The 23565-nt window shown below is 69.9% G+C and carries 22 protein-coding genes; 5 read left to right on the plus strand and 17 right to left on the minus strand.

Annotation, left to right across the window (positions count from 1 at the left end):
• Nucleotides 1–33: 33 nt before the first annotated feature.
• From OG729_RS16930 to OG729_RS16945, 4 genes are all read right to left on the minus strand, one after another.
• The gene (locus tag OG729_RS16930) at nucleotides 34–1341 is read right to left on the minus strand and encodes a M1 family metallopeptidase (RefSeq protein ID WP_405806865.1); all 1308 of its coding nucleotides are present in this window, start codon (nucleotides 1339–1341) and stop codon (nucleotides 34–36) included.
• Between the two features lie 44 nt (nucleotides 1342–1385).
• Nucleotides 1386–5501, minus strand: coding sequence for a Pls/PosA family non-ribosomal peptide synthetase (locus tag OG729_RS16935; protein WP_405806867.1), 4116 nt, complete (start codon nucleotides 5499–5501; stop codon nucleotides 1386–1388).
• A 393-nt stretch (nucleotides 5502–5894) separates the two neighbouring features.
• Nucleotides 5895–6542: a TetR/AcrR family transcriptional regulator gene (locus OG729_RS16940; RefSeq protein WP_405806868.1), complete on the minus strand. Its 648-nt coding sequence runs from the start codon at nucleotides 6540–6542 to the stop codon at nucleotides 5895–5897.
• Between the two features lie 218 nt (nucleotides 6543–6760).
• Complete coding sequence (locus tag OG729_RS16945) at nucleotides 6761–7573, minus strand: hypothetical protein (RefSeq protein WP_405806870.1); 813 nt, start codon at nucleotides 7571–7573, stop codon at nucleotides 6761–6763.
• 245 nt (nucleotides 7574–7818) lie between these two features.
• Here OG729_RS16945 and OG729_RS16950 point away from each other — a divergent pair, with 245 nt between their 5' ends.
• On the plus strand, nucleotides 7819–8982 hold the full coding sequence (locus tag OG729_RS16950; RefSeq protein WP_405806871.1) for a glycosyltransferase: 1164 nt from the start codon (nucleotides 7819–7821) through the stop codon (nucleotides 8980–8982).
• A gap of 21 nt (nucleotides 8983–9003) precedes the next feature.
• Here the strand turns inward: OG729_RS16950 and OG729_RS16955 are convergent, their stop codons facing one another.
• From OG729_RS16955 to OG729_RS16985, 7 genes are all read right to left on the minus strand, one after another.
• Nucleotides 9004–9300 (minus strand): DUF4229 domain-containing protein, encoded by a 297-nt coding sequence (locus OG729_RS16955; protein ID WP_360874320.1) that lies wholly within the window; start codon nucleotides 9298–9300, stop codon nucleotides 9004–9006.
• Nucleotides 9301–9423: 123 nt separating this feature from the next.
• The gene (locus OG729_RS16960) at nucleotides 9424–9948 is read right to left on the minus strand and encodes a GNAT family N-acetyltransferase (protein WP_405806874.1); all 525 of its coding nucleotides are present in this window, start codon (nucleotides 9946–9948) and stop codon (nucleotides 9424–9426) included.
• 112 nt (nucleotides 9949–10060) lie between these two features.
• Nucleotides 10061–11224, minus strand: a complete 1164-nt coding sequence (mqnE, locus tag OG729_RS16965) for an aminofutalosine synthase MqnE (RefSeq protein ID WP_360874326.1) — start codon at nucleotides 11222–11224, stop codon at nucleotides 10061–10063.
• A 127-nt stretch (nucleotides 11225–11351) separates the two neighbouring features.
• A complete protein-coding gene (locus tag OG729_RS16970) occupies nucleotides 11352–11807 on the minus strand; it encodes an Lrp/AsnC family transcriptional regulator (RefSeq protein ID WP_360874493.1) in 456 nt (151 codons plus the stop codon).
• Nucleotides 11808–11965: 158 nt separating this feature from the next.
• A complete protein-coding gene (locus OG729_RS16975) occupies nucleotides 11966–12631 on the minus strand; it encodes a UbiX family flavin prenyltransferase (RefSeq protein ID WP_405806875.1) in 666 nt (221 codons plus the stop codon).
• Between the two features lie 21 nt (nucleotides 12632–12652).
• Nucleotides 12653–13555, minus strand: a complete 903-nt coding sequence (gene mqnP / locus OG729_RS16980) for a menaquinone biosynthesis prenyltransferase MqnP (RefSeq protein WP_405806877.1) — start codon at nucleotides 13553–13555, stop codon at nucleotides 12653–12655.
• On the minus strand, nucleotides 13552–15003 hold the full coding sequence (locus OG729_RS16985) for a menaquinone biosynthesis decarboxylase (RefSeq protein ID WP_405806879.1): 1452 nt from the start codon (nucleotides 15001–15003) through the stop codon (nucleotides 13552–13554). The genes mqnP and OG729_RS16985 overlap by 4 nt, the downstream gene beginning before the upstream one ends.
• A gap of 88 nt (nucleotides 15004–15091) precedes the next feature.
• Between OG729_RS16985 and OG729_RS16990 the strand changes: the two genes are divergently transcribed.
• The gene (locus OG729_RS16990) at nucleotides 15092–15487 is read left to right on the plus strand and encodes a PLD nuclease N-terminal domain-containing protein (protein WP_360874338.1); all 396 of its coding nucleotides are present in this window, start codon (nucleotides 15092–15094) and stop codon (nucleotides 15485–15487) included.
• A 1-nt stretch (nucleotide 15488) separates the two neighbouring features.
• Nucleotides 15489–16451: a LysR family transcriptional regulator gene (locus OG729_RS16995; protein ID WP_405806881.1), complete on the plus strand. Its 963-nt coding sequence runs from the start codon at nucleotides 15489–15491 to the stop codon at nucleotides 16449–16451.
• On the opposite strand, the gene OG729_RS17000 is transcribed toward OG729_RS16995, so the two are convergent.
• Complete coding sequence (locus OG729_RS17000; protein WP_405806882.1) at nucleotides 16369–17292, minus strand: DMT family transporter; 924 nt, start codon at nucleotides 17290–17292, stop codon at nucleotides 16369–16371. The two genes, OG729_RS16995 and OG729_RS17000, sit on opposite strands and share 83 nt — an antisense overlap.
• 100 nt (nucleotides 17293–17392) lie before the next feature.
• Between OG729_RS17000 and OG729_RS17005 the strand changes: the two genes are divergently transcribed.
• Nucleotides 17393–17839, plus strand: a complete 447-nt coding sequence (locus tag OG729_RS17005; protein WP_405806883.1) for a nucleoside deaminase — start codon at nucleotides 17393–17395, stop codon at nucleotides 17837–17839.
• Nucleotide 17840: 1 nt separating this feature from the next.
• Nucleotides 17841–18770, plus strand: coding sequence for an isopenicillin N synthase family dioxygenase (locus OG729_RS17010; RefSeq protein WP_405806885.1), 930 nt, complete (start codon nucleotides 17841–17843; stop codon nucleotides 18768–18770).
• Between the two features lie 30 nt (nucleotides 18771–18800).
• Here the strand turns inward: OG729_RS17010 and OG729_RS17015 are convergent, their stop codons facing one another.
• Genes OG729_RS17015 through OG729_RS17035 form a run of 5 tightly spaced genes read right to left on the minus strand, consistent with a single transcriptional unit; the run spans nucleotide 18801 to nucleotide 23553 of the window.
• Nucleotides 18801–19364, minus strand: a complete 564-nt coding sequence (locus OG729_RS17015; protein WP_405806887.1) for an SRPBCC domain-containing protein — start codon at nucleotides 19362–19364, stop codon at nucleotides 18801–18803.
• A gap of 50 nt (nucleotides 19365–19414) precedes the next feature.
• Nucleotides 19415–20497, minus strand: a complete 1083-nt coding sequence (ccsB, locus tag OG729_RS17020; protein WP_405806888.1) for a c-type cytochrome biogenesis protein CcsB — start codon at nucleotides 20495–20497, stop codon at nucleotides 19415–19417.
• A complete protein-coding gene (locus OG729_RS17025) occupies nucleotides 20494–22173 on the minus strand; it encodes a cytochrome c biogenesis protein ResB (protein ID WP_360874358.1) in 1680 nt (559 codons plus the stop codon). The genes ccsB and OG729_RS17025 overlap by 4 nt, the downstream gene beginning before the upstream one ends.
• Nucleotides 22174–22178: 5 nt before the next feature.
• Nucleotides 22179–22916, minus strand: a complete 738-nt coding sequence (locus OG729_RS17030; protein WP_360874361.1) for a cytochrome c biogenesis protein CcdA — start codon at nucleotides 22914–22916, stop codon at nucleotides 22179–22181.
• Between the two features lie 31 nt (nucleotides 22917–22947).
• A complete protein-coding gene (locus OG729_RS17035) occupies nucleotides 22948–23553 on the minus strand; it encodes a TlpA family protein disulfide reductase (RefSeq protein WP_405806890.1) in 606 nt (201 codons plus the stop codon).
• Nucleotides 23554–23565: the final 12 nt, after the last annotated feature.

A 23565-nucleotide genomic window follows, 5' to 3' on the forward strand; every position in this document is an offset into this window, starting at 1 on the left:
TTGGCGGGCGCCCGGGGCGGCGCGTCGTGCCGGTCAGCGGCGCGGCTGCGGCAGCGCGGGAAGCTTCTCGTCGTACAGCCACATCCTGAACAGACCCTCCAGCGGATGCGCCGAGTGCCGCTGCGCCAGCGCGATGAAGTCCTCGGTCCTCACCAAGCCGTGGCGGTGCGCCGTCGTCCACTCACGCAGCAGCGATACGAACGCCGCGTGCCCGATCACCGTGCGCAGCGCGTGCAGCGTAAGGCCGCCGCGCTCGTAGACCCGGTCGTCGAAAAGCCGCCGCTGGCCGGGGTCGGCGATGCGGATGTCCTGGCGCATCAGGGCCAGCCGGGCCCGGGACTTGGCCGCGATCGCGGCCGCCGACGGTCCTCCGGAGACTTCGGACCAGAGCCACTCGGCGTACTTCGCGAAGCCCTCGTTGAGCCAAATGTCCCGCCAGTCGGCGACGGTCAGGCTGTTGCCGAACCACTGGTGGGCGAGCTCGTGCGCGACCAGGCGCTCGCTGCCGCGCCGCCCGTCCACATGGTTGGCGCCGAAGATCGACAGGCCCTGCGCCTCGACGGGCACGTCCAGTTTCTCGTCCACCACCACGACGGCGTAGTCGTCGAACGGATAGGGACCGAAGAGGTCCGTGAAGGCGGTCATCATCTGCGGCTGCCGGGCGAAGTCGCGCTCGAAGCGATCGAGCAGGCTCCGGGGCACGGCAGCCGGCTGCGGCACCCTGCCCGCGTGCGCGACATCGACCAGTTCGTACGGGCCGATCTGGACGGTCGCCAGATAGCTGGCCATCGGCGCGGGCTGCTCGTACACCCAGGTGGTGGTGGAGGCGCTGATCGTACGGGAGGTGAGGGCGCCGTTGGCGACCACGGTGTACGGGGTCGGGGCGGTCACCGCGATCCGGTAGCGGGCCTTGTCGTCGGGGCGGTCGTTGCACGGGAACCAGGACCGCGCGCCGATCGGCTGCGAGGCCACCAGCGCCCCCTCCTCCAGCTGTTCCCAGCCGAGGTCGCCCCAGTCGCGGGTGCGGACGGGGCGGGGCACGCCGGTGTAGCGCACCTCGACGGTGAACGCGGCCCCGGCCCGCAGCGGCCGGGCTGGCCGCACCCGGAGCTTGTCGTCCCGGTGCGTGTACCGGGCCGGGCGGCCGCCGTCCACCAGGACCCGGTTGATCCTGAACGGGCCGAGATCGAGGGCGAGTCCGGACAGCTGGCGTTCGGCGACGGCGCTGATCCTGGCCCGGCCGGAGAGCCGTCCGGTGTGCGGACGGTAGTCCAGCTCCAGGTCGTACGCCGTGGTGCGGTAGCCGCTGTCGCCGTGCTGCGGGAAGTACGAATCCGTCACCCTCGTGCGTCCTTAGTGCTGTTGCTCGCTGTTGCTCTCGTACGTCACTGCTTCCATGCCGCGATCGGGTTGCCCAGCCAGCGGGTGCCCGCGGGCACGCTCTCCCCGCGCATCACCAGCGACGCCGGACCGACCGCCGCGTGGTCACCGATGACCGCGCCGGGCAGCGCGATGCCGTGCGGACCGAGCGTCGCGCCCGCTCCGAGTACGACATTGTCCATACGCATGATCCGGTCATGGAAGAGGTGGGTCTGCACAACACACCCCCGATTGACACTGGCGCCGCCGCCGACGGTGACGAGGTCGGCCTCCGGCAGCCAGTAGGAATCGAACCAGGCCCCGCGGCCGATGCGGGCGCCGAGGCCGCGCAGCCACAGATTCATCAGCGGCGTGCCGGAGATCGCACCGACCAGCCACGGCACGGCGAGCACCTCGACAAAGGTGTCCGCGAGCTCGTTGCGCCACACGAACGACGACCAGAGCGGGTGCTCGACCGCCCGGAAGCGGCCCACCAGCAGCCACTTGGCGGCGATCGCGACGACGCAGGCCGCAAGGCCGCAAGCGAGCAGGAGCCCGCCGCCGGACAGCGCCGCGAGCAGGACGCCGATGCGGCCGGCCAGCAGACCGAAGGCCACCAGCGCGAGCACGGCGAGCGCCGCGCCGCACATGAGCGGCACGATCCGGCAGAGCTCGACCGCCGCGCGCGCCCACATCAGCCGCTTGGGCGGGTCGAACGTACGGCTCTGGTCGCCCTTCTCGGCCGCCCGGGGCAGCTTCATCGGCGGCATGCCGAGCCAGGAGCTGCCCGCCTTCGCCCGCTTCGGGGTGGCCGACAGCACGCCGACCAGGCCGCGCTTGGGGACGGAGCGGCCCGCGGCGGTCATCCCGGAGTTGCCGAGGAAGGCCCGCTTGCCGATGCGGGCCTCGGCGATACGGAGCCAGCCGCCGCCGAGTTCGTAGCTCGCCACCATCGTGTCGTCGGCGAGGAACGCGCCGTCGCCAACCGTCGTCATCGCGGGCAGCGCAAGCACGGTCGACGCCTCGACCCGGCGGCCGACCTTCATACCGAGCGCCCGCAGCCACACGGGCGTGAACAGGCTCGCGTACAGCGGAAAGAGGTGCACCCGGGCCATGTCCATCAGCCGTTCGGTCGCCCATGCCTGCCAGGCCACCCGGCCGTGCACGGGGTGGTAGCCCTCGCGCAGGCCGATGCTGAGCAGCCGCACTCCGGCGAGGACGATCAGCGCGTAGCTCACCACGGCGACAACCGTCGCGATCGGCACGGCGGTCAGGGCGGCCGTCAGCGCCTCGCCGAAACCGGTGCGGCCGCGCAGGAACAGGCCGATCACCAGCAGTCCCGGAAGCGCCGCGAGTGCGGGCAGCAGTCCCAGAAGCAGTGAGGTCAGCGAGTAGATCCCGATCCAGCGGCGTCTGCGGGGCGGGCGGCCTTCGGGGAGATTGCGGTTGGCCTTGCCCTTGCGCGTGGCGGGCACACCCGAGAAGCGCTCGCCCGCCGGGACCGTCCCACTCACGCCCGACCCCGCGGCGATCTCGGCCCGCTTGCCGATCCGCGCGCCGGGGAAGAGCGTGCTGCGGGCGCCGACCGTGGCACCCGCACCGATCCGGATGTCGCCGATGTGCAGCCGGTCGCCGTCGAGCCAGTGCCCGGACAGATCCACCTCGGGCTCGACCGCGCAGCCCTTGCCGAGCCGCAGCATGCCCGTCACCGGCGGCAGGGCGTGCAGATCGACGCCCTCGCCGATACGGACGCCGAGGGCTCGTGCGTAGTACGTGAGCCAGGCTCCGGCGAGGCTGGTCGCGCCGCTCACGTCGGCGAGGCGTTCCGCGGTCCACAGCCGCAGATGGACGGAGCCGCCGCGCGGATATGTGCCGGGGCGCAGGCCGCGCAGCAGCAGCCGCGCGCCGCCCGCCGCGATCACGATCCGGCCGGCCGGGCTGAGGACCAGCAGCCAGCCGAGGGCGAGCCACCACCAGGACACGGCGAGCGCCCAGGGCAGGCCGATGAGGTTGTTGACGGCGGCCGCGACCACGCCCCAGCGCAGCCCGGCCACGCCGAACAGCGGCAGCAGGAGCAGCAGTTGCGCGAGGCCGGTACGGCGCGGCACCGGGCGTATCTCGCGGGTGTGCGCGCCTGAGGTGGAGGTCTCTTCCAGTGTCCGGGCGAGCGCGCCGAGGGTCGGGTTCTGGTAGATGTCGCCGACCGACCCGGTGGCGTACCGCTCCCGGATCCGGGACACCAGCTGCGCTGCGGCCAGGCTGCCGCCGCCGCTCGCGAAGAAGTCCGCGTCGGGGCCGCTCACCGGCGCGCCGAGGAGGTCGGCCCACTGCTCGGCGAGCCAGGCCTCGGCGGGCGTGAGCTCGGCGACCTGCTTGTCCGGTGTCTGAAGGCTGGGCAAGGGCCACGGCAACGCGGCCCGGTCCACCTTGCCCGAGGTACGGGTCGGAAGGGTGTCCACGACTGCGAGCAGCGGCACGAGAGCGGCGGGCAGCTCCTTGCGGAGCCGCGCGACGGCGTCGGCGTGATCGAAGGGCACGGTGTCGAAGGGCAACGCGTCGCCGATCACGTCGCAGGCGTCGGCGTCTTCGGCGCGCGGGGCGGACTCGACAGCATCGGCCACCGGGCCGGAGGCCGCGGCGCCGGGGGCACGGTCGGCCGAGCCCGCGACCGTGCCGCCGGGAGCGGCGGACTCGACAGCATCGGCCGCACCGGAGCCGGAGGCCGTGCCGTCCATGCAGTCCGTGCAGTCCGCGCCGTCCGCAGCCGCCGCGGGTCCGCTCGGCACCACGTAGCCCACCAGCAGCTGATGCCCCGCGCCCGTCGTGCGGACCGCAGCCGCGGCCCCCGCGACGCCCGGGAGCGCCTGCAGCGCCGCGTCGATCTCACCGAGTTCGATGCGCCGGCCGCCGAGCTTGATCTGCTCGTCCGCGCGGCCGACGAAGAGCAGGCCGTCCGCCTCGGCCCGGACCAGGTCGCCGCTGCGGTAGGCGCGGGCCCAGCCGAGCGCGGGCAGCGGGGCGTACTTCTCGGCGTCCTTGCCGGCGTCCAGGTAGCGGGCGAGGCCGACGCCACCGATGACGAGCTCGCCGCTCTCGCCCATCGGCACGACCTCACCGCGGGCGTCCACGACGGCGAGCTCCCAGCCGTCGAGCGGCAGACCGATCCGTACCGGCCCCTCGCCGGTCAGCGGCGCGGCGCAGGCGACGACGGTGGCCTCGGTGGGGCCGTAGGTGTTCCAGACCTCGCGCCCCTCGACGGCCATGCGCTCGGCCAGCTCGGGCGGGCAGGCCTCGCCGCCGAATATCAGCAGGCGTACGTCGTCCAGCGCCTCGGCGGGCCAGAGCGCGGCGAGCGTGGGAACCGTCGACACGACGGTGATGCGCTGCTCCACCAGCCAGGGACCGAGGTCCAGGCCGGTCCGTACGAGCGAGCGGGGAGCGGGCACCAGGCACGCCCCGTGCCGCCAGGCCAGCCACATCTCCTCGCAGGAGGCGTCGAAGGCGACGGAGAGCCCGGCCAGGACGCGGTCGCCGGGGCCGAGCGGCTCCCCGGCCAGGAAGAGCCGGGCCTCGGCGTCGACGAAGGCGGCGGCGCTGCGGTGGCTGACGGCGACACCCTTGGGCTTGCCGGTGGAGCCGGAGGTGAAGATGATCCACGCGTCGTCGTCGGGTCCGGGCCGGCTGCCGTGGCGCCCGCCCGCCGGGCCCAGCGCCTCGATCCGGCGCCCGGCGCCTATGACGGCGCCGACCGCGGCCTCGGAGAAGACCAGCTCGGCGCGCTCGTCGGGGTCCTCGGCGTCGACGGGGACGTAGGCGGCACCGGCGGCGAGCACGGCGAGGATCGACACATAGAGATCGGCGGTCCCGGACGGCACCCGCACACCGACCCGGTCGCCGAGGCCTATCCCGGCGTCGGCGAGACGCAGTCGCAGCGCCTCGACCTCAGCGAGCAGTGCCCGGTAGCTGAGCGGCGCCGTGCCGTCGTCGACGGCTGCTGCGTCCGGGTGACGCCGGGCGGTCTCGTCGAGGATGTCCAGCAGGGTTCGCTCAGGAGCGGCGGCACCGGCGGCGAACAGGGCCGGTGCGGGCGCTTCGTCCAGCAGCGGATCGAGAAGAGTCGGGGACTCCGGGGCGACGGTCATACAGCGCACCGTTCGCCGGCCGACAGGACATGTGGTGCGGGTTTGCTCCGGTGGTCACCGGGCTGGCTCGTACGCATCTCTCACTCTCCGTCGTCGTGTGGAGTGCGCTGCGAATCCCCATTCCGCGCACGGCAAACGAGGAGTTTATCCAGCGTTGACCCGACTCGCCTGGTGTGCAAGGCACAGGCCACGGGCGGCGCCCGACCCCATGTACCCCGTCGAAGCGGCATCGCCCCTGCTCGGGGCGGCGATGTGCGATGCCCTACGCACCGGTAGCCCGACCCGCTCCGAACCCCGACTGTGGCGAACCGCACTCGCGCGACCACCCTGAGTTCACCCGACGCGCCCCGGCAGACGCCCCCGTCGGCTCCCGGCGGCCCCCGTCGGAGCGTCTCAACGGGGAGACCAGCGCTCACCCTTCATAAGGCCCCCCAGCCCCGTCCAGGCAAAGTTCATCAGCGTCCCCGCGGCTTCCTTCGCCGACAGGCCCTCGGTCTCGTTGGCCCACCCCGCGAGCGACTCCGCGGCGCCCACCAGCGCCTGCGCGAGACCCGCCACATCGCGGCGGGCAAGCTCGGGGTCCCGGTGGGTCTCGCGCGCCGCGGCGCCGATCAGAACGGTCACGTATGCCAGCATCTCGTCCCGCATCGCCGACGCCTCCGCGGCGAACGGCTCCCCGTGCGTACGCGCCTGACGGTGCAACACCGCCCAGCCGTCCGGGTTCTCGGCGGTGTGCGTGAAGAACGCCGCAAGTCCCGCCCACAGTTGACGGTCCGCCGACAGCCCCGGCTCGACCCCGGCCTGGACGGCGGCGATCAGCGCCTCCGCCTCACGCCGGATGCACGCGGTGAAGAGCTCTTCCTTGGAGTTCAGGTACAGATAGACCAGAGGCTTGGAGACCCCTGCGAGCTCCGCTATCTCGTCCATCGAGGCCGCCCGGTAGCCGCGCTGCCCGAAGGTCTGCACGGCGGCGTCCATCATCTGCCGCTCGCGCACGGCGCGCGGCATCCGTTTGGCCCTCGCGCCCTTCACAGCACCCATGTTCAGAAATCCTCCCGCCCCACACCCCCGACTCCGCGGTAAGCCTACGGCCACCGCAGATCGGGCGGGACGCGGCCGGGACGCGGGACGGGCCGGCCGCAATGCGCCGAACTCGCCGCACACGAAGACGCGTGCTGCACCCGCGGAACGGGCACAGCACGCGTCGTCACGAGCTCGACCAGGTCAGTACTGCAACCGGGCCGGAACCACTACCCGAGTCAGGAGAACTTCTTGCCCTTGGCGTTCGGGATGACGCCCTTCACTTGGCTCTGGTCAACGGACGACAGGAGGAGGAGGGCCGGGGTGACCTGCTGCGTCCAGACCTCGGTGCACGCAAAGGTCGGCACCAGCACCGGCGGAGGCCCGGGCGACACGAAGTTCAGGTCGCAGGTGGTCTCCCACACCTCTCCGCCCTCGGTCGACACCTGGACCGAGGCCGTGCCCGGCGTCCCGTTGCTGGACACCGAGATGGCGCAGGCGTCCGTCGGGAAGGTGTCGCCCGTGTTGCTGATGTTCTCCCAGTCGTAGACACCGCCGGGGACCGTCCGGATGCCTGCGAACGCGACCCCGTCGATGAGCGCGGCGCTGAACTGGTGGGTGGTGACGACCGGTGCAACCACGAGGGGGTTGAAGGTGTCGATGTCGTTGCACGGACCCGTCGGACCGGTGTCGCCCGTCGCACCCGTGGCACCGTCCAGGCCGTCCAGACCGGGAGGACCGGTCGGACCCGTCGGACCCGTCGGACCCGTCGGACCCGTGGGACCGGTCGGACCCGTCGGACCCGTGTGACCCTTCGGCCCCTCCGGCCCTCGCGGACCCCTCGGACCGCGGTCGGCTACGGTCATTTCGTGGCCCGCGGGGGCCGCGATGGTGGTTCCGGCGTTCGCCTTGACGCTCTCCGCCGTGGCGATCGCGGGGCTCGCGATCCCCGAAAGCACGAGAGCGAGCGACGCGATCGATCCGCCGGTCACCCAGGCACGCCGCCTCGGAAGCGGGCCCAGAGGGGACTTGGTCCTGTTCTCAGGACTCATACACTGCTCCTTCTTGAACCGGTTTGAGTGAAGCTCCGGAAGCGAGTTCGGGCTTCCCTCGGCATCATCGGTTCGCGGTCGCAACGTCTTGAGAGGCTCGCGGAGCTATCAACGCAATGGCCTATGAGAGACACACCAATGGGCGTACGCAGACGCGAACGCGGCACGGACATCGGCGTGCCGTCGCCTCGCCAACAGGCGTGCTGCATAGGGTCGCCGCCGGACCGACCCGCCGGAAAAGGGTGATGCCCGTGAAGCCGTCCGTGTGCCTGTGCATGATCGTCAAGAACGAGTCGAAAGTCATCGAGCGATGCCTCGCCTCCGTACGGGACTTGGTGGACACCTGGGTGATCTCCGACACCGGCTCGACCGACGGTACCCAGCAGCTGATCCGTTCGGCACTGGACGGCATCCCGGGCGAACTGCACGAAGAGCCCTGGGTCAATTTCGGCCACAACCGGACCCTGAACATCAGGCACGCCCGCGGCAAGGCCGACTATCTGCTCCTCCTCGACGCCGACCACGTGATCCGGCAGGACGGCCCGCTGCCCCGGCTGACCGCCGACTCGTACATGCTGCGGCACGAAGGCGCGTTGGAGTACCGCATCAAGCGCCTGGTCCGGGGGTCCATCGCCTGGCGCTACGAGGGCGTCACCCATGAGTACCTCACCGCCGACCGCCAGGGCGCCCAGCAGAATCTCGACGCACTCGTCATCGAGGACTTCGCCGACGGAGGCTCACGGCACGACAAGTTCGAGCGCGACGCGCGCCTGCTGAGCGCCGAACTCGAGCGGAACCCCGCCGACTCCCGCACGGTCTTCTATCTGGCACAGACCATGCGCGACATGCACCGGACCGACGAGGCGATCGCCCTGTACGAGCGCCGCGCGCAGATGGGGGGCTGGCTCGAGGAGGTGTACTACTCGCTGTTGCAGGTCGGCATCCTCAAGGCCGATTCCGACGACTGGCCGGCCGCCATGGACGCCTTCGCACGCGCCTGGGAGTCCCGCCCGCAGCGGCTCGAAGCCTGTTACGAACTGGCGTCGCGGCTGCGCAGACTTGGCCGCCATCATGCCGCGCACGCGTTCGCCTGCGCCGCACTCGGCAAGGAGCAGCCGGACGACCTGCTGTTCATCCAGCCGTGGGTGTACCGCTGGGGGCTGCTGTTCGAGTTCTCGATCACCGCCTACTGGGTGGGCGACTACCCCCGCTCGCTGCAGGCGTGCGACAGCCTTCTCGCGCTGCCCGACGTGCCCGACGCGTTTCGCAAGCAGACCATCGCCAACCGTGAGTTCGCCGCTCAGCGCCTCGCTGCGGTTCCCGAGCCGGCGCAGCGCGCTCGGCGGCAGCCCGTCGGGACGCGGCCGCAGCGCTCTGCCGTTCCCGCGGGAAAGAGGCGCGGCAACTGACGCGACGTCTGGACGCGGCGCCTACTGGACGGCGCCGTCCTCCTGCGAACGGTTCGCCTCAAAACGGGCCTTCGCCTCGTCGATCCTGGGTGCGAGCTGCTCGGACATCGCGTCGCGCTGCTTGCGCAGCAGTACGAAACTCAGCGGCGCGGAGAGCACGAGCGCGAGCAGGACGACCCAGACGAAGTTCGAGTCGCCCAGTCCCTTGGGCAGTACGCCGACCTGGACCAGGCCGCCGACGACGACGAGGCAGCCGATGAAGATGGCCAGACGCAGGGTGGTGTACCGGATCGCGGCGCTCGACTTGGCAGCGGACACGGTGGGCCTTCTCTCTCGTACGACAGCTCGTGCCCGTCCAGTGAAGCACGCCGGGCAAATGGGGCGGACTGCAGGGCCTCGATGAGGGTTGCGGCCGGGCGGCGGACAGGCGATCCAGGGCGATCAGTTCAGCGGGAGCAGCATCATGATGTCGTCGCGGTCGTCGCCCGCGGCCACCCGGATCGCGCCGGGCACCCGCCCGACCTCCTTGTAGCCGCAGGCGGCGTAGAAGCGGTCCACGCCGGTGCCGCCCCGGCAGGTGAGCCGTATCGCCTCGATGCCCTCGAAGCTGCGGGCGGCCTCGGCCACCGCGGCCATCAGATCGCGGCCGTACCCCGCGCCCTGGTGTCGGGGGTGGACCATGACCGTGTACAGCCAGACCCAATGCCGCATCAGCCGGTGGGTGTTGTACGTGAAGAAGGCGGTGGCCGCCACGACGCCTTCCTCGTCGTACCCCACGAGCAGCCGGGTCCGCCCTCCGGCCATCGAGGCCAGATGCTTCACCAGCTCGGGCCGCACGGCATCGGCATCGACGGGCGGCACAAAGCCGACGGAACCGCCGGCATTGGACACATCGACCCAGAGCGCGACGATCCCGTCCCGCAGGTCACGGTCGATCGACGGGTCCAGCCGAAACGTAAGGGGCATGAATGGATGCTAGCCATTACCGCGCCACCGCCTCAACGGGTGTCCGTCACGTGAGAAGCCCCGGCCTGGGGCCGGGGCTTGTGACGACGAGGCGCTCGGGGAGCCCCGCGCGTCAGACTCGCATCGGCTGCGGCGACTCACGGCGGCCGGCATCCGGGCCCGGGTACTCGCGGATGATCTCGTAGCGCGTGTTCCGCTCCACCGGGCGGAAGCCCGCGTCGCGGATCAGGTCGAGCAGATCGTCGCGGGTCAGCTTGTTCGGCGTGCCGTAGTTGTCCGCGTCGTGCGTGATCTTGTACTCGACGACCGAGCCGTCCATGTCGTCGGCGCCGTGCTGCAGCGCAAGCTGGGCGGTCTGCACGCCGTGCATCACCCAGAAGACCTTGACGTGCTGGACGTTGTCGAACAGCAGCCGGGAGACCGCGAAGGTCTTCAGCGCCTCGGCGCCGGTCGCCATCGTCGTCCGCGCCTGAAGGCGGTTACGGACCTTGCCGTCCTTCACGTCCACGAAGTCGTGCTGGTAGCGCAGCGGAATGAAGACCTGGAAGCCGCCGGTCTCGTCCTGGAGTTCCCGCAGCCGAAGGACGTGGTCGACCCGGTGCCTGGGCTCTTCGATGTGGCCGTAAAGCATCGTGGAAGGGGTCTTGAGACCCTTCTCGTGCGCGAGCCGGTGGATGCGCGACCAGTCCTCCCAGTGCGTGCGGTGGTCGACGATGTGCTGCCGGACCTCCCAGTCGAAGATCTCGGCGCCGCCGCCGGTCAGCGACTCCAGACCGGCCTCGATCAGCTCGTCGAGGATCTCGCTCGCGCTGAGCCCCGAGATCGTCTCGAAGTGGTGGATCTCGGTGGCGGTGAAAGCCTTCAGGGAGACGTTGGGCAGGGCCTTCTTCAGCTCGGAGAGCGAGCGCGGGTAGTAGCGCCACGGCAGGTTGGGGTGGAGCCCGTTGACGATGTGCAGCTCGGTGAGGTTCTCGTTCTCCATCGCCTTGGCGAGGCGGACGGCCTCCTCGATGCGCATGGTGTACGCGTCCTTCTCGCCCGGCTTGCGCTGGAACGAGCAGTACGCGCACGACGCGGTGCACACGTTCGTCATGTTGAGGTGGCGGTTGACGTTGAAGTGGACGACGTCGCCGTTCTTGCGCGTGCGCACCTCGTGGGCGAGACCGCCGAGCCAGGCCAGATCGTCCGACTCGTAGAGGGCGATGCCGTCCTCGCGGCTCAGCCGCTCACCGGCCCGGACCTTCTCCTCCAGCTCGCGCTTGAGCCCCGCGTCCATGTACGGCCCGCCTCCTGTATGTCTCGTGCTGTGTCTTCCGGGGGCCACCCCCCGGACCTCCGAGCGCTTCGTCAACCGTACTTCCCCCCGCACTTTTCAGGCGGGGGACCCCCATTGGCGTTCCGCGTCAGCCCTGTTCGGGCAGATCCCCGACCCGGTTCTCCCACTTGGTGGAGAGCACGATCGTGGTGCGCGTCCGCGAGACTCCCCGTGTGCCGGAGAGCCGGCGGATCGTCTTCTCCAGACCGTCCACGTCGCTCGCCCGCACCTTGAGCATGTACGAGTCGTCGCCCGCGATGAACCAGCAGTCCTCGATCTCGGCGAGGTCCTTCAGCCGGCGCGCCACATCCTCGTGGTCGGCGGCGTCGGAGAGCGAAATGCCGATCAGGGCGGTGACGCCGAGGCCGAGCGAGGCTGCGTCGACGGTGGCGCGGTAACCCGTGATGACGCCTGCCGCCTCAAGGCGGTTGATGCGGTCGGTGACGGAGGGCCCGGAGAGCCCGACGAGCCGGCCGAGCTCGGCATACGAGGCCCTGCCGTTCTCCCTGAGGGCCTGGATGAGCTGCCTGTCCACCGCGTCCATATGTCTGGACCCTTCCATTATTCAACAATCTCGCAAGTCTACTTTAGAATCCAAGGTGCGCAGGGTCAACACCCTGTGAATCTTTCACACTTTCCGTGGCGATCCTTCAAACCGCACGGCCCGCCGCGCCAAGAAGCGCTAGTCCGGGCTAATCGGGACTAATCCGTACGAGAGCCACCCAGCTCTCCCTCCCAACGGCGGTACAGCTGATGCGGCACCCCGGCCGCGTCCAGCACCCGCCCCGCGACGAAGTCCACCAGATCCTGGATGTGCGTCGCCCCCGCATAGAACGCAGGAGAGGCGGGCAGCACCACGGCGCCCGCTTCGTCGAGCGCCACCAGATGTCTGAGGGTCCCTCCGTTCAGCGGGGTCTCCCGCACCGCGACCACAAGCCGTCGACGCTCCTTGAGCGTCACGCTCGCGGCACGCTGCAGCAGATCCTTCGAGAGCCCGAGCGCGACCCCGGCCACACACGCCGTCGACGCGGGCACAATCAGCATCCCCTTGACGGGATACGAGCCCGAGGACGGCCCGGCGGCCAGATCCCCCGCGGCCCAGTGCCGTACGTCGTCGACGTCCACCCGGAAGGTGCCCGGTTTCCCGTCGGCCCCGCGCGCCAGCCACTCCCGCAGATCGTCGCGCCAGTGCGCGTCGCGGAAGGCGATCCCGGTCTCGTCGAGCAGAGTCAGCCGCGAGGCCCGGCTGATCACCAGGTCCACGCTCTCGCCCGCGGCCAGCAGCCCACGCAGCACGGCGGCGGCATAGGGGGTCCCGGACGCACCGGATACCCCCACCACCCACGGGGTGCGCTTGGCGTCGTTCATGCCGTTGAGCCTATCCGCCGGTCACACAGTGAGGCCGCGCACCAGCAGATCGAGCAGCGCGCACACGAAAAGGACGATCCCGATCAGACCGTTCACCGTGAAGAACGCACGGTTCAGACGGGACAGGTCGTGCGGGGTCACGATGGAGTGCTCGTAGAAGAAGGCCACCGAGACGATCACCAGGCCCGTCCAGAAGAACCCGCCCGCATCCGTCGCCAGGGCGTACCAGACCAGCAGCACCGTCGTCACGACGTGCGAGGCCCGCGCCCCGTACAGCGCCGCCGGGATGCCGAAGCGGGCCGGGACCGACAGCACGCCGTGCGCGCGGTCCGCCTGGACGTCCTGGCAGGCGAAGATCAGGTCGAAACCGCCGATCCAGACACCGACCGCGAGACCGAGGATCACCGCGTCCCAGGACCACTGCCCGGTGATCGCGATCCAGGCGCCGACCGGGCCCATGGCCTGGGCGAGGCCGAGGATGGCGTGCGGGAAGTTCGTGAACCGCTTGCCGTACGGATAGACCACCATCGGGATCACGGCGATGGGGGCGAGCGCGAGACAGAGCGGGTTCAGGGCGGCCGCCGCGCCCAGGAAGACCACGACCGCGATCAGCGCGCCGGTCCACGCGGACCGGACCGAGACCGCACCGGTCACCAACTCGCGCCCGGCGGTACGCGGGTTACGGGCGTCGATCTCGCGGTCGATGATCCGGTTGCAGGCCATCGCGAACGTACGCAACCCGACCATGGCGAGCGTGACCAGCAGCAGCCGCCCCCAGTGGATGTTCTGGTCGAGCCGGAACATCGCGGTGAGGGCCGCGATGTACGCGAAGGGCAGCGCGAAGACGGAGTGCTCGATCATGACGAGCCGCAGGAACGCCTTGGTCCTGCCCGGTCCCGGTACCGCTGCGGCAGCGCTGCTCACAGGCCGTACTCCTTCCAGCGGCGGTCGACCTTCGCCGCCGTCTGAGGGTCGGACTCGACCATGTTCGGCCAGCCGCCGTCCCGGACGTACCCCTCCTCGGGGAGCTTCTTCGTCGCGTCGATGCCCGCCTTGCCGCCCCAGAACTGCTGGTACGAGGCGTGGTCGAGATGGTCGACCGGGCCCTCGACGACGGTCAGGTCACGGGCGTAGTCGGTGTTGCCGAGCGCCCGCCACGAGACCTCGTGCAGATCGTGCACGTCGCAGTCCGCGTCCACGACCACGATCAGCTTCGTCAGCGACATCATGTGCGCGCCCCAGATCGCGTGCATGACCTTCTGCGCGTGCTTGGGGTACTTCTTGTCGATCGAGACGATCGCGCAGTTGTGGAAGCCGCCCGACTCGGGCAGGTGGTAGTCCACGATGTCCGGCACGATGATCTTGAGCAGGGGCAGGAAGAACCGCTCCGTCGCCCGCCCCAGCGGCCCGTCCTCCGTCGGCGGCCGGCCGACCACGATCGACTGGAGCAGCGGCCGCGTGCGCATCGTGACGCAGTCGATGGTCAGCGCCGGGAACGGCTCCTGCGGTGTGTAGAAGCCGGTGTGGTCCCCGAAGGGGCCCTCCGGCAGCATCTCGCCGGGCTCCAGCCAGCCCTCCAGGACGACTTCGGCGTTCGCCGGGACCTGGAGCGGCACCGTCTTGCAGTCGACCATCTCGATCCGCTTGCCCTGCACGAAGCCGGCGAAGAGATATTCGTCGATGTCGCCGGGCAGCGGCGCGGTCGATGCGTACGTCACCGCGGGCGGACAGCCGAAGGCGATCGCGACCGGAAGCCGTTCACCGCGTTTGGCCGCCACCTGGTAGTGGTTGCGGCTGTCCTTGTGGATCTGCCAGTGCATGCCGATGGTGTTCCGGTCGTGGCGCTGGAGGCGGTACAGACCGAGATTGCGCACCCCCGTCTCCGGGTGCTTGGTGTGCGTGAGGCCCAGGTTGAAGAAGGACCCGCCGTCCTCCGGCCAGGTGAACAGTGCGGGCAGCTGCAACAGATCGACGTCGTCGCCGCGCAGGACCACCTCCTGCACCGGCGCGTTCTTCACCTTCTTCGGCGGCACGTGAACCATCGTGCCGAGCTTCCCGAAGGCCTCGCGGACCCCGACGAAGCCGTGCGGCAGCTCCGGCTTGAGCAGCCCGCCGATCTTGTCGCTGATCTCCGAGTAGGACGTCAGGCCGAGCGCCTTGAGGAGCCGGCGGTCGGTCCCGAAGACGTTCATCGCGAGCGGCATCGCCGACCCGCGTACGTTCTCGAAGAGCAAGGCGGGTCCGCCCACCTTGTTCACGCGGTCGACGATCTCCCCGACCTCCAGACAGGGATCGACCTCGGCCTTGATGCGCTTGAGGTCTCCCTCGCGCTCCAGCGCCCGGAGCAGGGAGCGAAGATCGTCGTAAGCCATGCTGTCCAGTATCCGGTACCCGCTACCCTGGCCCGGTCACCGGGGCCCGCCGCGCCCCACCATCGCTCCCCGGGGGGATTGCACCACCATGCTCCGGTATCTGCCCTTCCTTCTGGTCCTGGCGCTGTGGATCTACGCCTTCATCGACTGCCTCAACACCCCCGAGCAGGAGGTCCGGCACCTGCCCAAGGTGGTCTGGGTCATCATCGTGCTGCTCTTCGGCGAAGTGCTGATCGGCCCGATCGCCTGGCTGGTGGCGGGCAGGGCGCGCAAGGCTTCCGGCGGCGGCAGCACGCCGTCCGAGTGGCACCGCAACCACCGCACGGAGTGGGTCGCGCCCGACGACAACCCCGACTTCCTCAAGTCGCTGAAGGACGAGAACAAGAAGGACGAGGCGCTCCTCAAGGACTGGGAGGCGGATCTGCGCCGCCGCGAGGAGGAGCTCAAGCGCCGCGAGAACGGCGACGACCCCAAGCAGTCCTGACGTGGAACTGCGCCTGCTGGTCACCTTCGAGAAGGTCGCCACCGTCCTCAGCTTCACCCAGGCGGCCGGGGAGCTGAAGTACGCCCAGTCGAGCGTGACCAGCCAGATCCGCTCGCTGGAGACCTCGCTCGGCACGGAGCTCTTCGACCGGCTCGGCAGCAGGATCCGGCTCACCGAGGCGGGCGAGCGGCTGCTGCCGTACGCCCGGCGGATCATCGAGCTGAACGATGAGGCCCGGGCCGCCGTCACCGGCGCCGATGAGCCCGCCGGGGCGATCAACATCGGCACCATGGAGTCGCTGACCTCCTACCGGCTGCCCGCGCTGCTCGAGTTGTTCCACCACCGCTATCCGCAGGTGAAGCTGTCGCTGCGGCCCACGCTCGGCGACGAGACCCGGCAGGCGCTGCGCCAGGGCGTGTACGACATCGGCTTCCTGATGGAGCGCGAGACGGAGCACGCCGGCCTGGAGACCGTGGTGCTGACCGCCGAGCCGCTGGTGCTGGTCTGCGCGCCCGGTCATGCGCTCGCCGTGGCGGCGAGCAGGAGCGCGCCCGGGGCCGGGGCCGCGAAACTCGCGACCGTCGATCTGGCGGAGGTCCAGCTGGTGGGTACGGAGCCGGGCTGCCCGTACCGCGATCTCTTCGAGGAGGAGCTGCGCGAGAGCACCGGCTCTCCGCCGCCCTTCATGGAGTTCGGCACGATCGAGGCGACCAAGCGGGGTGTGGCCGGCGGGCTCGGCGTGGCGCTCCTGCCGCGGATGACGGTCCGCCAGGAGCTGGCCTCGGGAACGCTCGTCGCGCTGCCCTGGGAGCCGTCGTTCCAGCTCTCCACGCAGGTGGCGTGGCGGGAGGGGAAGCGGCTGCCGCGCCATGTGCGGCTGTTCATCGACGAGACGATGCGACTGGTGCGGGAGCAGGAGTCGAACCAGCCACCGTGCGCGGCGACTTGGCGAGGCTCACCTTGAGGCTCGCGAGCACGATCAGCGGGACGCCGAGTGCCTGCACGAGGCCGATGTGGTGTCCGTACACCGCCCAGTCGGCGACCATCGCGACGGCCGGGTAGGTGAAGGCGAGCACGGCGATCTTCGTGGTGGGCAGCTTCTGGTACGCGGAGTACATCAGGACGTACATCAGGCCCGTGTGGATGAGCCCGAGACCGATCAGCCACCCCCAGTCCGCGCCGGTCCCGCTCATGGCGCCGAAGTCCGCGAAGGGCAGCAGCAGCGGGATACCGACGAGTACCTGGACGAGGGCGATCAGGTGGGGGCGTACACCCGTGATGCGCTTGGTGACGATCGTCGAGAGTCCGTAGAGGAGTGCGGCGGCGAGTGCCTGGCCGACGCCGAGCAGATAGCTGCCCCCGCCGCCGGCGAAGTCGGCCGGTGTCACCCCGGAGACGAGGATCAGTCCGGCGAACGCGAGCCCGATCCAGCCCGCCTTCGCCGCGGTCAGGCGCTCACGGAAGAACAGGGCGCCCAGCAGCACCACGTAGAACGGCTGCGTGTGATAGACGACCGTCGCCACCGAGATCGACGTGTTCTCGTACGACTCGAAGAGAAACACCCAGTTGAAGACGATGAACAGGCCGCCGAGCGCGGCCAGTGAGAGCTTCTTCGGGGTGAAGCCGTGGCCGCGGAAGTAGCCGCGGGCCAGCACGTAGCCGCCCAGGGCCAGGGCGCCGAAGAGGACGCGGAAGAACACGACGTTGAAGGCCGACGCGCCGGACTCGACGACGAAGATGCCGAGCGTGCCGGACAGGACCATGGCCGCGGTCAGTTCGAGGGTGCCCTTGCTCTCTGTGTTCATGGCCATGACGCTACGAGCGGGGTCCCTGGGCGGTCCACGAGCCAGTGGGGCGTCCTGCCGATGGCCCGATCGGCACCGCCGATGGCATACGTTTCGGGGTGTGTACGAGACGTGGCTGGCGACAGCCGTCGAGGAAGCGCGGGCCGGGCTCGCCGAGGGCGGGATCCCGATCGGGGCCGCGCTGTACGGGGCGGACGGGACCGTCCTCGGGCGCGGGCACAACCGGCGAGTGCAGGACGGTGATCCGTCGATGCACGCGGAGACGGCGGCCTTCCGGGCGGCCGGGCGGCAGCGCACGTACCGGGGTACGACAATGGTGACGACATTCTCCCCCTGCTGGTACTGCAGTGGTCTGGTCAGGCAGTTCGGCATCTCCCGGGTGGTGATCGGCGAGGCGGTCACCTTCCACGGCGGGCACGACTGGCTGGCCGAATGCGGCGTGGAGATCGTGCTGTTGGACGACGGCGAATGCAGAAGCCTGATGCGTGACTTCATCGAGGCCAACCCCGAGCTGTGGAACGAGGACATCGGTGACTCGGACGACTGAGGTGGCTGGACCCAGGATCCCCACGATCGATCTGCGCCCCTGGTTCTCCGGGGACCCGGCAGCCCGCGCGCGGATCGGCGCAAGCGTCGACCGGGCCCTGCGGACCGCCGGATTCCTGCTGGTCACGGGGCATAGTGTCGATCCGGGGCTGCGGATGGAGATCCGGGAGGCGGCCGGTGAGTTCTTCCGGCTGTCGCCGCAGGCGAAGGAGCCGTACGCCGTGCGGGTCGGCGGACGGGGCTGGCTGGGCCCGGGCGCGGAGGCCAACGGCTATGCGGAGGGCACCGAGACCCCGCCGGACCTGAAGGAGTCGCTGTCCTTCGCGGCCGAGGACCCGACCGGCGTTGCGGCGGTGGACGCCGAGTGGTTCCTGCCCAACACCTGGCCGGGTGAGGTGCCGCGGCTCAGGGCCCTGGTGGAGACGTATCTCGGGCAGATGCGGGAGCTGTCGGACCGCCTCCTCGAGCTGCTCGGTGTCGCGCTGGGCGAGCCTGAGACCTTCTTCACCCGCCACACCACGCATCCGACCTGGGGCTTCAATGTGAACTGGTACCCGAGCCGGGAGCGGCTCGGCGAGCCGCAGCCGGGCCAGTTCCGCATCGGCCCGCACACCGACTTCGGCACGGTCACGGTCCTGGACCGGCAGGCGGGCAGGGGCGGACTCCAGGTCTTCACGGACGAGGGCGGCTGGGAGGACGCGCCGTACGACCCCGACGCCTTCACCATCAACATCGGGGATCTGATGGCCCGCTGGACGAACGGCCGCTGGCGCTCGGGCCGGCACCGGGTGCTGCCGCCGCCGGCGGACGTACCGGCCGAGGAGTTGATCTCGCTGGTCTACTTCTACGAGTGCGACCCGGGCACGCAGGTACGGGGCATCGACTCGCACACCTATCTGCGAGCCCAGCTCGACGCGATCACGACGGGCTGACCCGGCCCGTTCCGGGGGACCCCCAGCGCCTCAATCGCCGGCGGGGCCCGAATGTCCGCCGTACTCCACCGCCGCGTACTGAGACCGCAGCTGCTCCCACCGGTCCGGCGTCCACGCGTCCCAGTCCGCGCCCGTCATCGGCCGCCCCTCCAACGCCGCGGCCAGCAGCTCGAAGTGGTGGTGCCAGCCCGCCAGGTTGTCCAGCCGCAGCTCGTCCGTGCCCCGGAACTCATTGGTGAAGCGGAGCGTCGTGCCCGCCGTGCCGTCCGCGCCGCAGCGCTCCAGATGGAAACGGATCCGGCCGTGGACGCCGACCGTGTACTCGGCGACCCGCTCCATGTCCCACGCCGTGACGGTGCCCTCGGCGACGGTGTGGCGGCCCTCCGCGTCGGCGTTGAGCCAGTGCAGCGCGACCGCCCCGCCGATCCGCGGTTCCAGGACGTCGGCGGCGGCCAGCCAGGTCGGCAGGCCCTCCGGCGTGGCGACCGCCGCCCAGGTCCGGATCACCGGGTGCGGCAGACGCAGCTCGAAGTGGAGTAGATGTACGCCGCCGTCCCGGGTCTCGCTGGTGCCGTGCGGGATCGCGTCGCTCATGGCACCAGCGTCGCTCCCGGGCGGCGCGTCCGCTACCTCAGACGCCTACCTCAGACGCCGGCGTAGGAGTGCTTGCCGGTGACGAAGATGTTCACGCCGTAGTAGTTGAAGAGCCAGCAGCCGAAGGCGATGAGCGCCAGGGTGGCTGCCTTGCGGCCCTTCCAGCCCGCGGTGGCACGGGCGTGCAGATAGCAGGCGTACGCGACCCAGGTGATGAAGGACCAGACCTCCTTGGGGTCCCAGCCCCAGTAGCGGCCCCAGGCGTCACCCGCCCAGATCGCGCCCGCGATGATCGTGAAGGTCCACAGCGGGAAGACCGCGGCGTTGATGCGGTACGAGAACTTGTCGAGCGAGGCGGCCGCGGGCAGCCGCTCCAGGACGGACCGGGCGAAGGAGCTCGGGTTGCCGCCGTTCGCCAGCTTGTTCTCGTAGCTGTCGCGGAACAGGTAGAGCAGAGTGCCGACCGCGCCCAGGTAGAAGACCGCGCCGCAGAAGATAGCGGTGGAGACGTGGATCCACAGCCAGTACGAGTGGAGGGCGGGCACCAGCTGGTCGCTGTCCGTGTACAGCCAGGTGGTGGCGATGCCGAGGTCCAGCAGGACTGTGGTGACCAGCAGCAGCCCCATCCAGCGGACGTTCTTCCGGGCGAGCAGGAAGCCGAGGTACGCGCCCACCGCCACCGTGGAGAAGGTGATGGAGAACTCGTACATGTTGCCCCAGGGGGCCCGCTGCACCGACAGCGCGCGGGCGATGACGCCACCCGCCTCGACGAGGAAGGCGAGGACGGTCAGCGAGACGGCGATCCGCCCGTACAGGTCGCCCTTCTCGGTGCCGCCGGCCGCGCCGGGGCCGTCCGGGACGTCCCGGGTGCCGGCCGCGGAGCGGGTGACGATCTTCGGCTTGTCCAGTACGGCGGTGCCGCCGCCCTGCTGCTTCACCTGGACCTTGACCGAGGCGGCCGCGGCGGCGGTGCCGGTCAGCGCGGCGGCCGTGCGGCCGACCTTGCTGCGGCTGCCGAAGACCCATTCCGCGATGTGTGCGAAGAAGGCCAGCGTGTAGACGGCCATCGACGAATAGACCAGCACATTGCTGATGTGCGCCAGATTTTCGTTGGTAGCGGCGGCGAGAGTCACTTCTCAGCCCCTTCGGCAGGTACGTCTTCGGGTTCAGGTTCGGGTTCCGGCGCGGTCGGCGCCTCTGCATGCAGAGTCATGGCCAGGTCGGCCAGCTCTTCGGGGAGCTTCGGGGACTCGCTGCGCCCCAGCCCCGCCATCTCGACGACGGTGACGCCGTCATCGCCCCGTACGGCCTTGACCCAGACCCGGCGGCGCTGGATGAACAGCGAGCCGACCAGACCCCCGATGGCACAGATCGCACCGGTCAGCGCCCAGCCGTTGCCGGGCTGCTGCGAGATCTGGAAGCTCGCCCACTCCTTCACTTCCTTCTCGAAGGTGATGGAGCCCGCGCCGTCCGGCAGGGTCATCTTCTCGCCGGGCAGCAGCCGCGCCTTGAGGATCTGGCCGTGCGCGTCCTTGAACTGCTTCATCTTGCTGGTGTCGAGCTGGTACACGTTCTGCGGCAGACCCGCGTCCACACCCAGGCTGCCGTGGTAGCCGGTGAGCGCGAGCACCGGGAACTCGAGCCCCGGGAACTGCGAGAACATCGTGCCCTTGCCCACGCCGCCGAAGGTCGGGACGAAGAAGGCCTGGAAGCCCAGCTGGTCCTTCTTGCCGTTCTTGTCGCGGTAGCCGTCCATCACCTTGATCGCCCCGGTCGAGGTGACGTTGTTGTCGATGGGCAGCAGCGGCACCGGGCCGTTGAAGACGATCTTGCCCTTGCCGTCCCGGACCGTGACGACGGGCGCATAGCCGTGGGACAGCAGAAAGATCTTGGTGCCGTCGATGACCAGGGGCTTGTTGACCTGGATGACGGACTTCTTGTCCGGGCCGCCTGCCTGCGAGTACGTGACGTCGGCCTCGAAGGTGCGCGGGGTACCGCGCTGTGGCCCGCTCTTCTGGTACGTGCCGGTGAACCGGTCCAGGCTGAAGCTGAACGGTACGAGGTCGTCCGTGCTGTACAGCGATCCGGACCTGAAGTCGTCGTACTGGATCAGGGTGTTGGAGAAGCCGTCGCCCTCGACGATCAGCTTGCCGCCCTCGGACTTGAGGAGCTGTCCCGCGGCGAAGGCGACCAGCATCACGATCAGCGCGATGTGGAAGAGCAGGTTTCCGGCCTCGCGCAGATAGCCCTTCTCGGCGGCGACCGCGTCGCCGACGGTGTGGGCACGGAAGCGGCGCTTCTTCAGCATCGCGAGCGCGGCCTCACGCACCTGCTCGGGCTCGGCCTCCGTACGCCACGTGGTGTACGCGGGCAGCCGGGTCAGCCGGCCGGGGGCGCCCGGCGGGCGGCCGCGCAGCTGCCCGACGAACTGCCAGGAGCGCGGCACGATGCACCCGATGAGGGAGACGAAGAGCAGGATGTAGATCGCCGAGAACCAGACCGAGCTGTAGACGTCGAAGAACTGCAGCTTGTCGTAGAGCGGCGAGACCGTCCGGTGCGCTTCCTTGAAGGTCCGCACCTTCAGCTCGTCCACGCTGTTCTGCGGGATGAGCGAGCCGGGGATCGCACCGAGCGAGAGCATGAAGAGCAGGATCAGCGCGACCCGCATCGAGGTCAGCTGCCGCCAGAACCAGCGGGCCCAGCCGAGGATCCCGAGCGTGGGCCCGCCGATGAGCTCTTCCTGGGGAGCGGTGGAGAGCTGGGACCCGGCCGCACCGAATTCCTGCTCTGTCGCTTCTGTCTTGCTCATCGAACTCAGATCCCCACCGTGAAGCCGTTGGACCAGCCCTGCATGTCCTGCACCAGGCCGTCCCAGACGCCGGTCAGCAGCAGCAGACCGGTCGCGATCATCATGACGCCGCCGATCCGCATCACCCAGGCGTAGTGGCGCTTGACCCAGCCGAAGGCGCCGAGCGCCTTGCGGAAGGCCACCGCCGCGAGCACGAAGGGCAGCCCGAGACCGATGCAGTACGCGACGGTCAGTATGGCCCCCCGGCCCGCGCTCGCCTGCTCGGCGGCCAGCGCGTTCACGGACGCGAGCGTCGGTCCGATGCACGGTGTCCAGCCGACGCCGAACAGCGCGCCCAGCAGCGGGGCACCCACCAGGCCGGTCACCGGCCGCTTGTGGATGCGGAATTCCCGCTGGGTGAGCCAGGGCATCAGCCCCATGAAGAAGACGCCCAGCAGGACCATCAGCACCCCGAGGATCTGGGAGAGGATCTCCTTCTGTCCTTGCAGGGTGGAGCCGAAGTAGCCGAAGAGGGCCCCGCCGGAGACGAAGACGGCGGTGAAGCCGAGCACGAAGAGGGAGGCTCCCGCCACCATCCGGCCGCGTCTGGCCTCGGCCAGATCGCTGCCGCTGACGCCGGTGACGTACGAGAGATAGCCGGGTACGAGCGGCAGCACGCAGGGCGAGAAGAACGAGACGAGCCCGCCGAGTACGGCGATGGGCAGGGCGAGGACGAGCGCCCCGCCGAAGACCGTCTCATTCATGCCGGAAGCGGCAGCGAGAACATGCACGAGATCACTTCTCCGCGATCAGCGGATCGATGATCTCGTGGAGTTCCTTGTCGTCGAGCGCCTTCAGCGAGCGCGCCGCGATCTTCCCCTCACGGTCCAGCACGATCGTGGAGGGAATGGCCTGCGGATTGAGGCTGCCCCTGGGGAAGCCATTGACGATCAGTTTGCCCACCGGGTCGTACAGGCTGGGGTAGGTGATCGAGTAGTCCTTCTCGAAGGCGAGCGCCGGGCTCCTGTTGTGGTCGCGGGTATTGATCCCGACGAACTCCACGCCCTTGTCCTTGGTCTCGTTGGAGACCTTGGAGAAATACGGCGCCTCGGCCCGGCAGGGCGGGCACCAGGAGCCCCAGACGTTCATCACGACGACCTTGCCCTTGAGGTCGGCGATGTCGAGCTGGTTGCCTTCGAGGGTCTCGCCGGAGATCTTGTAGGGAGCCGTCCGCTTCCCCTTCGCGACGGTGGAGATGCCGCCGGTGTTGGTGACGAAGTTGGTGTTGCCGCCACCGCCGGACTTGCCGTTGGAGTCACCGCTGCAGGCGGACAGGGTGAGCGCGCCGGCGGCGACCACGGCGGTCAGCACGGCAGCGTGAGGGGCACGACCAAGGCTCATGTGAAAAGTTTC

It is taken from the genome of Streptomyces sp. NBC_00210 (assembly GCF_045160975.1).
Classification (GTDB): Bacteria; Actinomycetota; Actinomycetes; order Streptomycetales; family Streptomycetaceae; genus Streptomyces.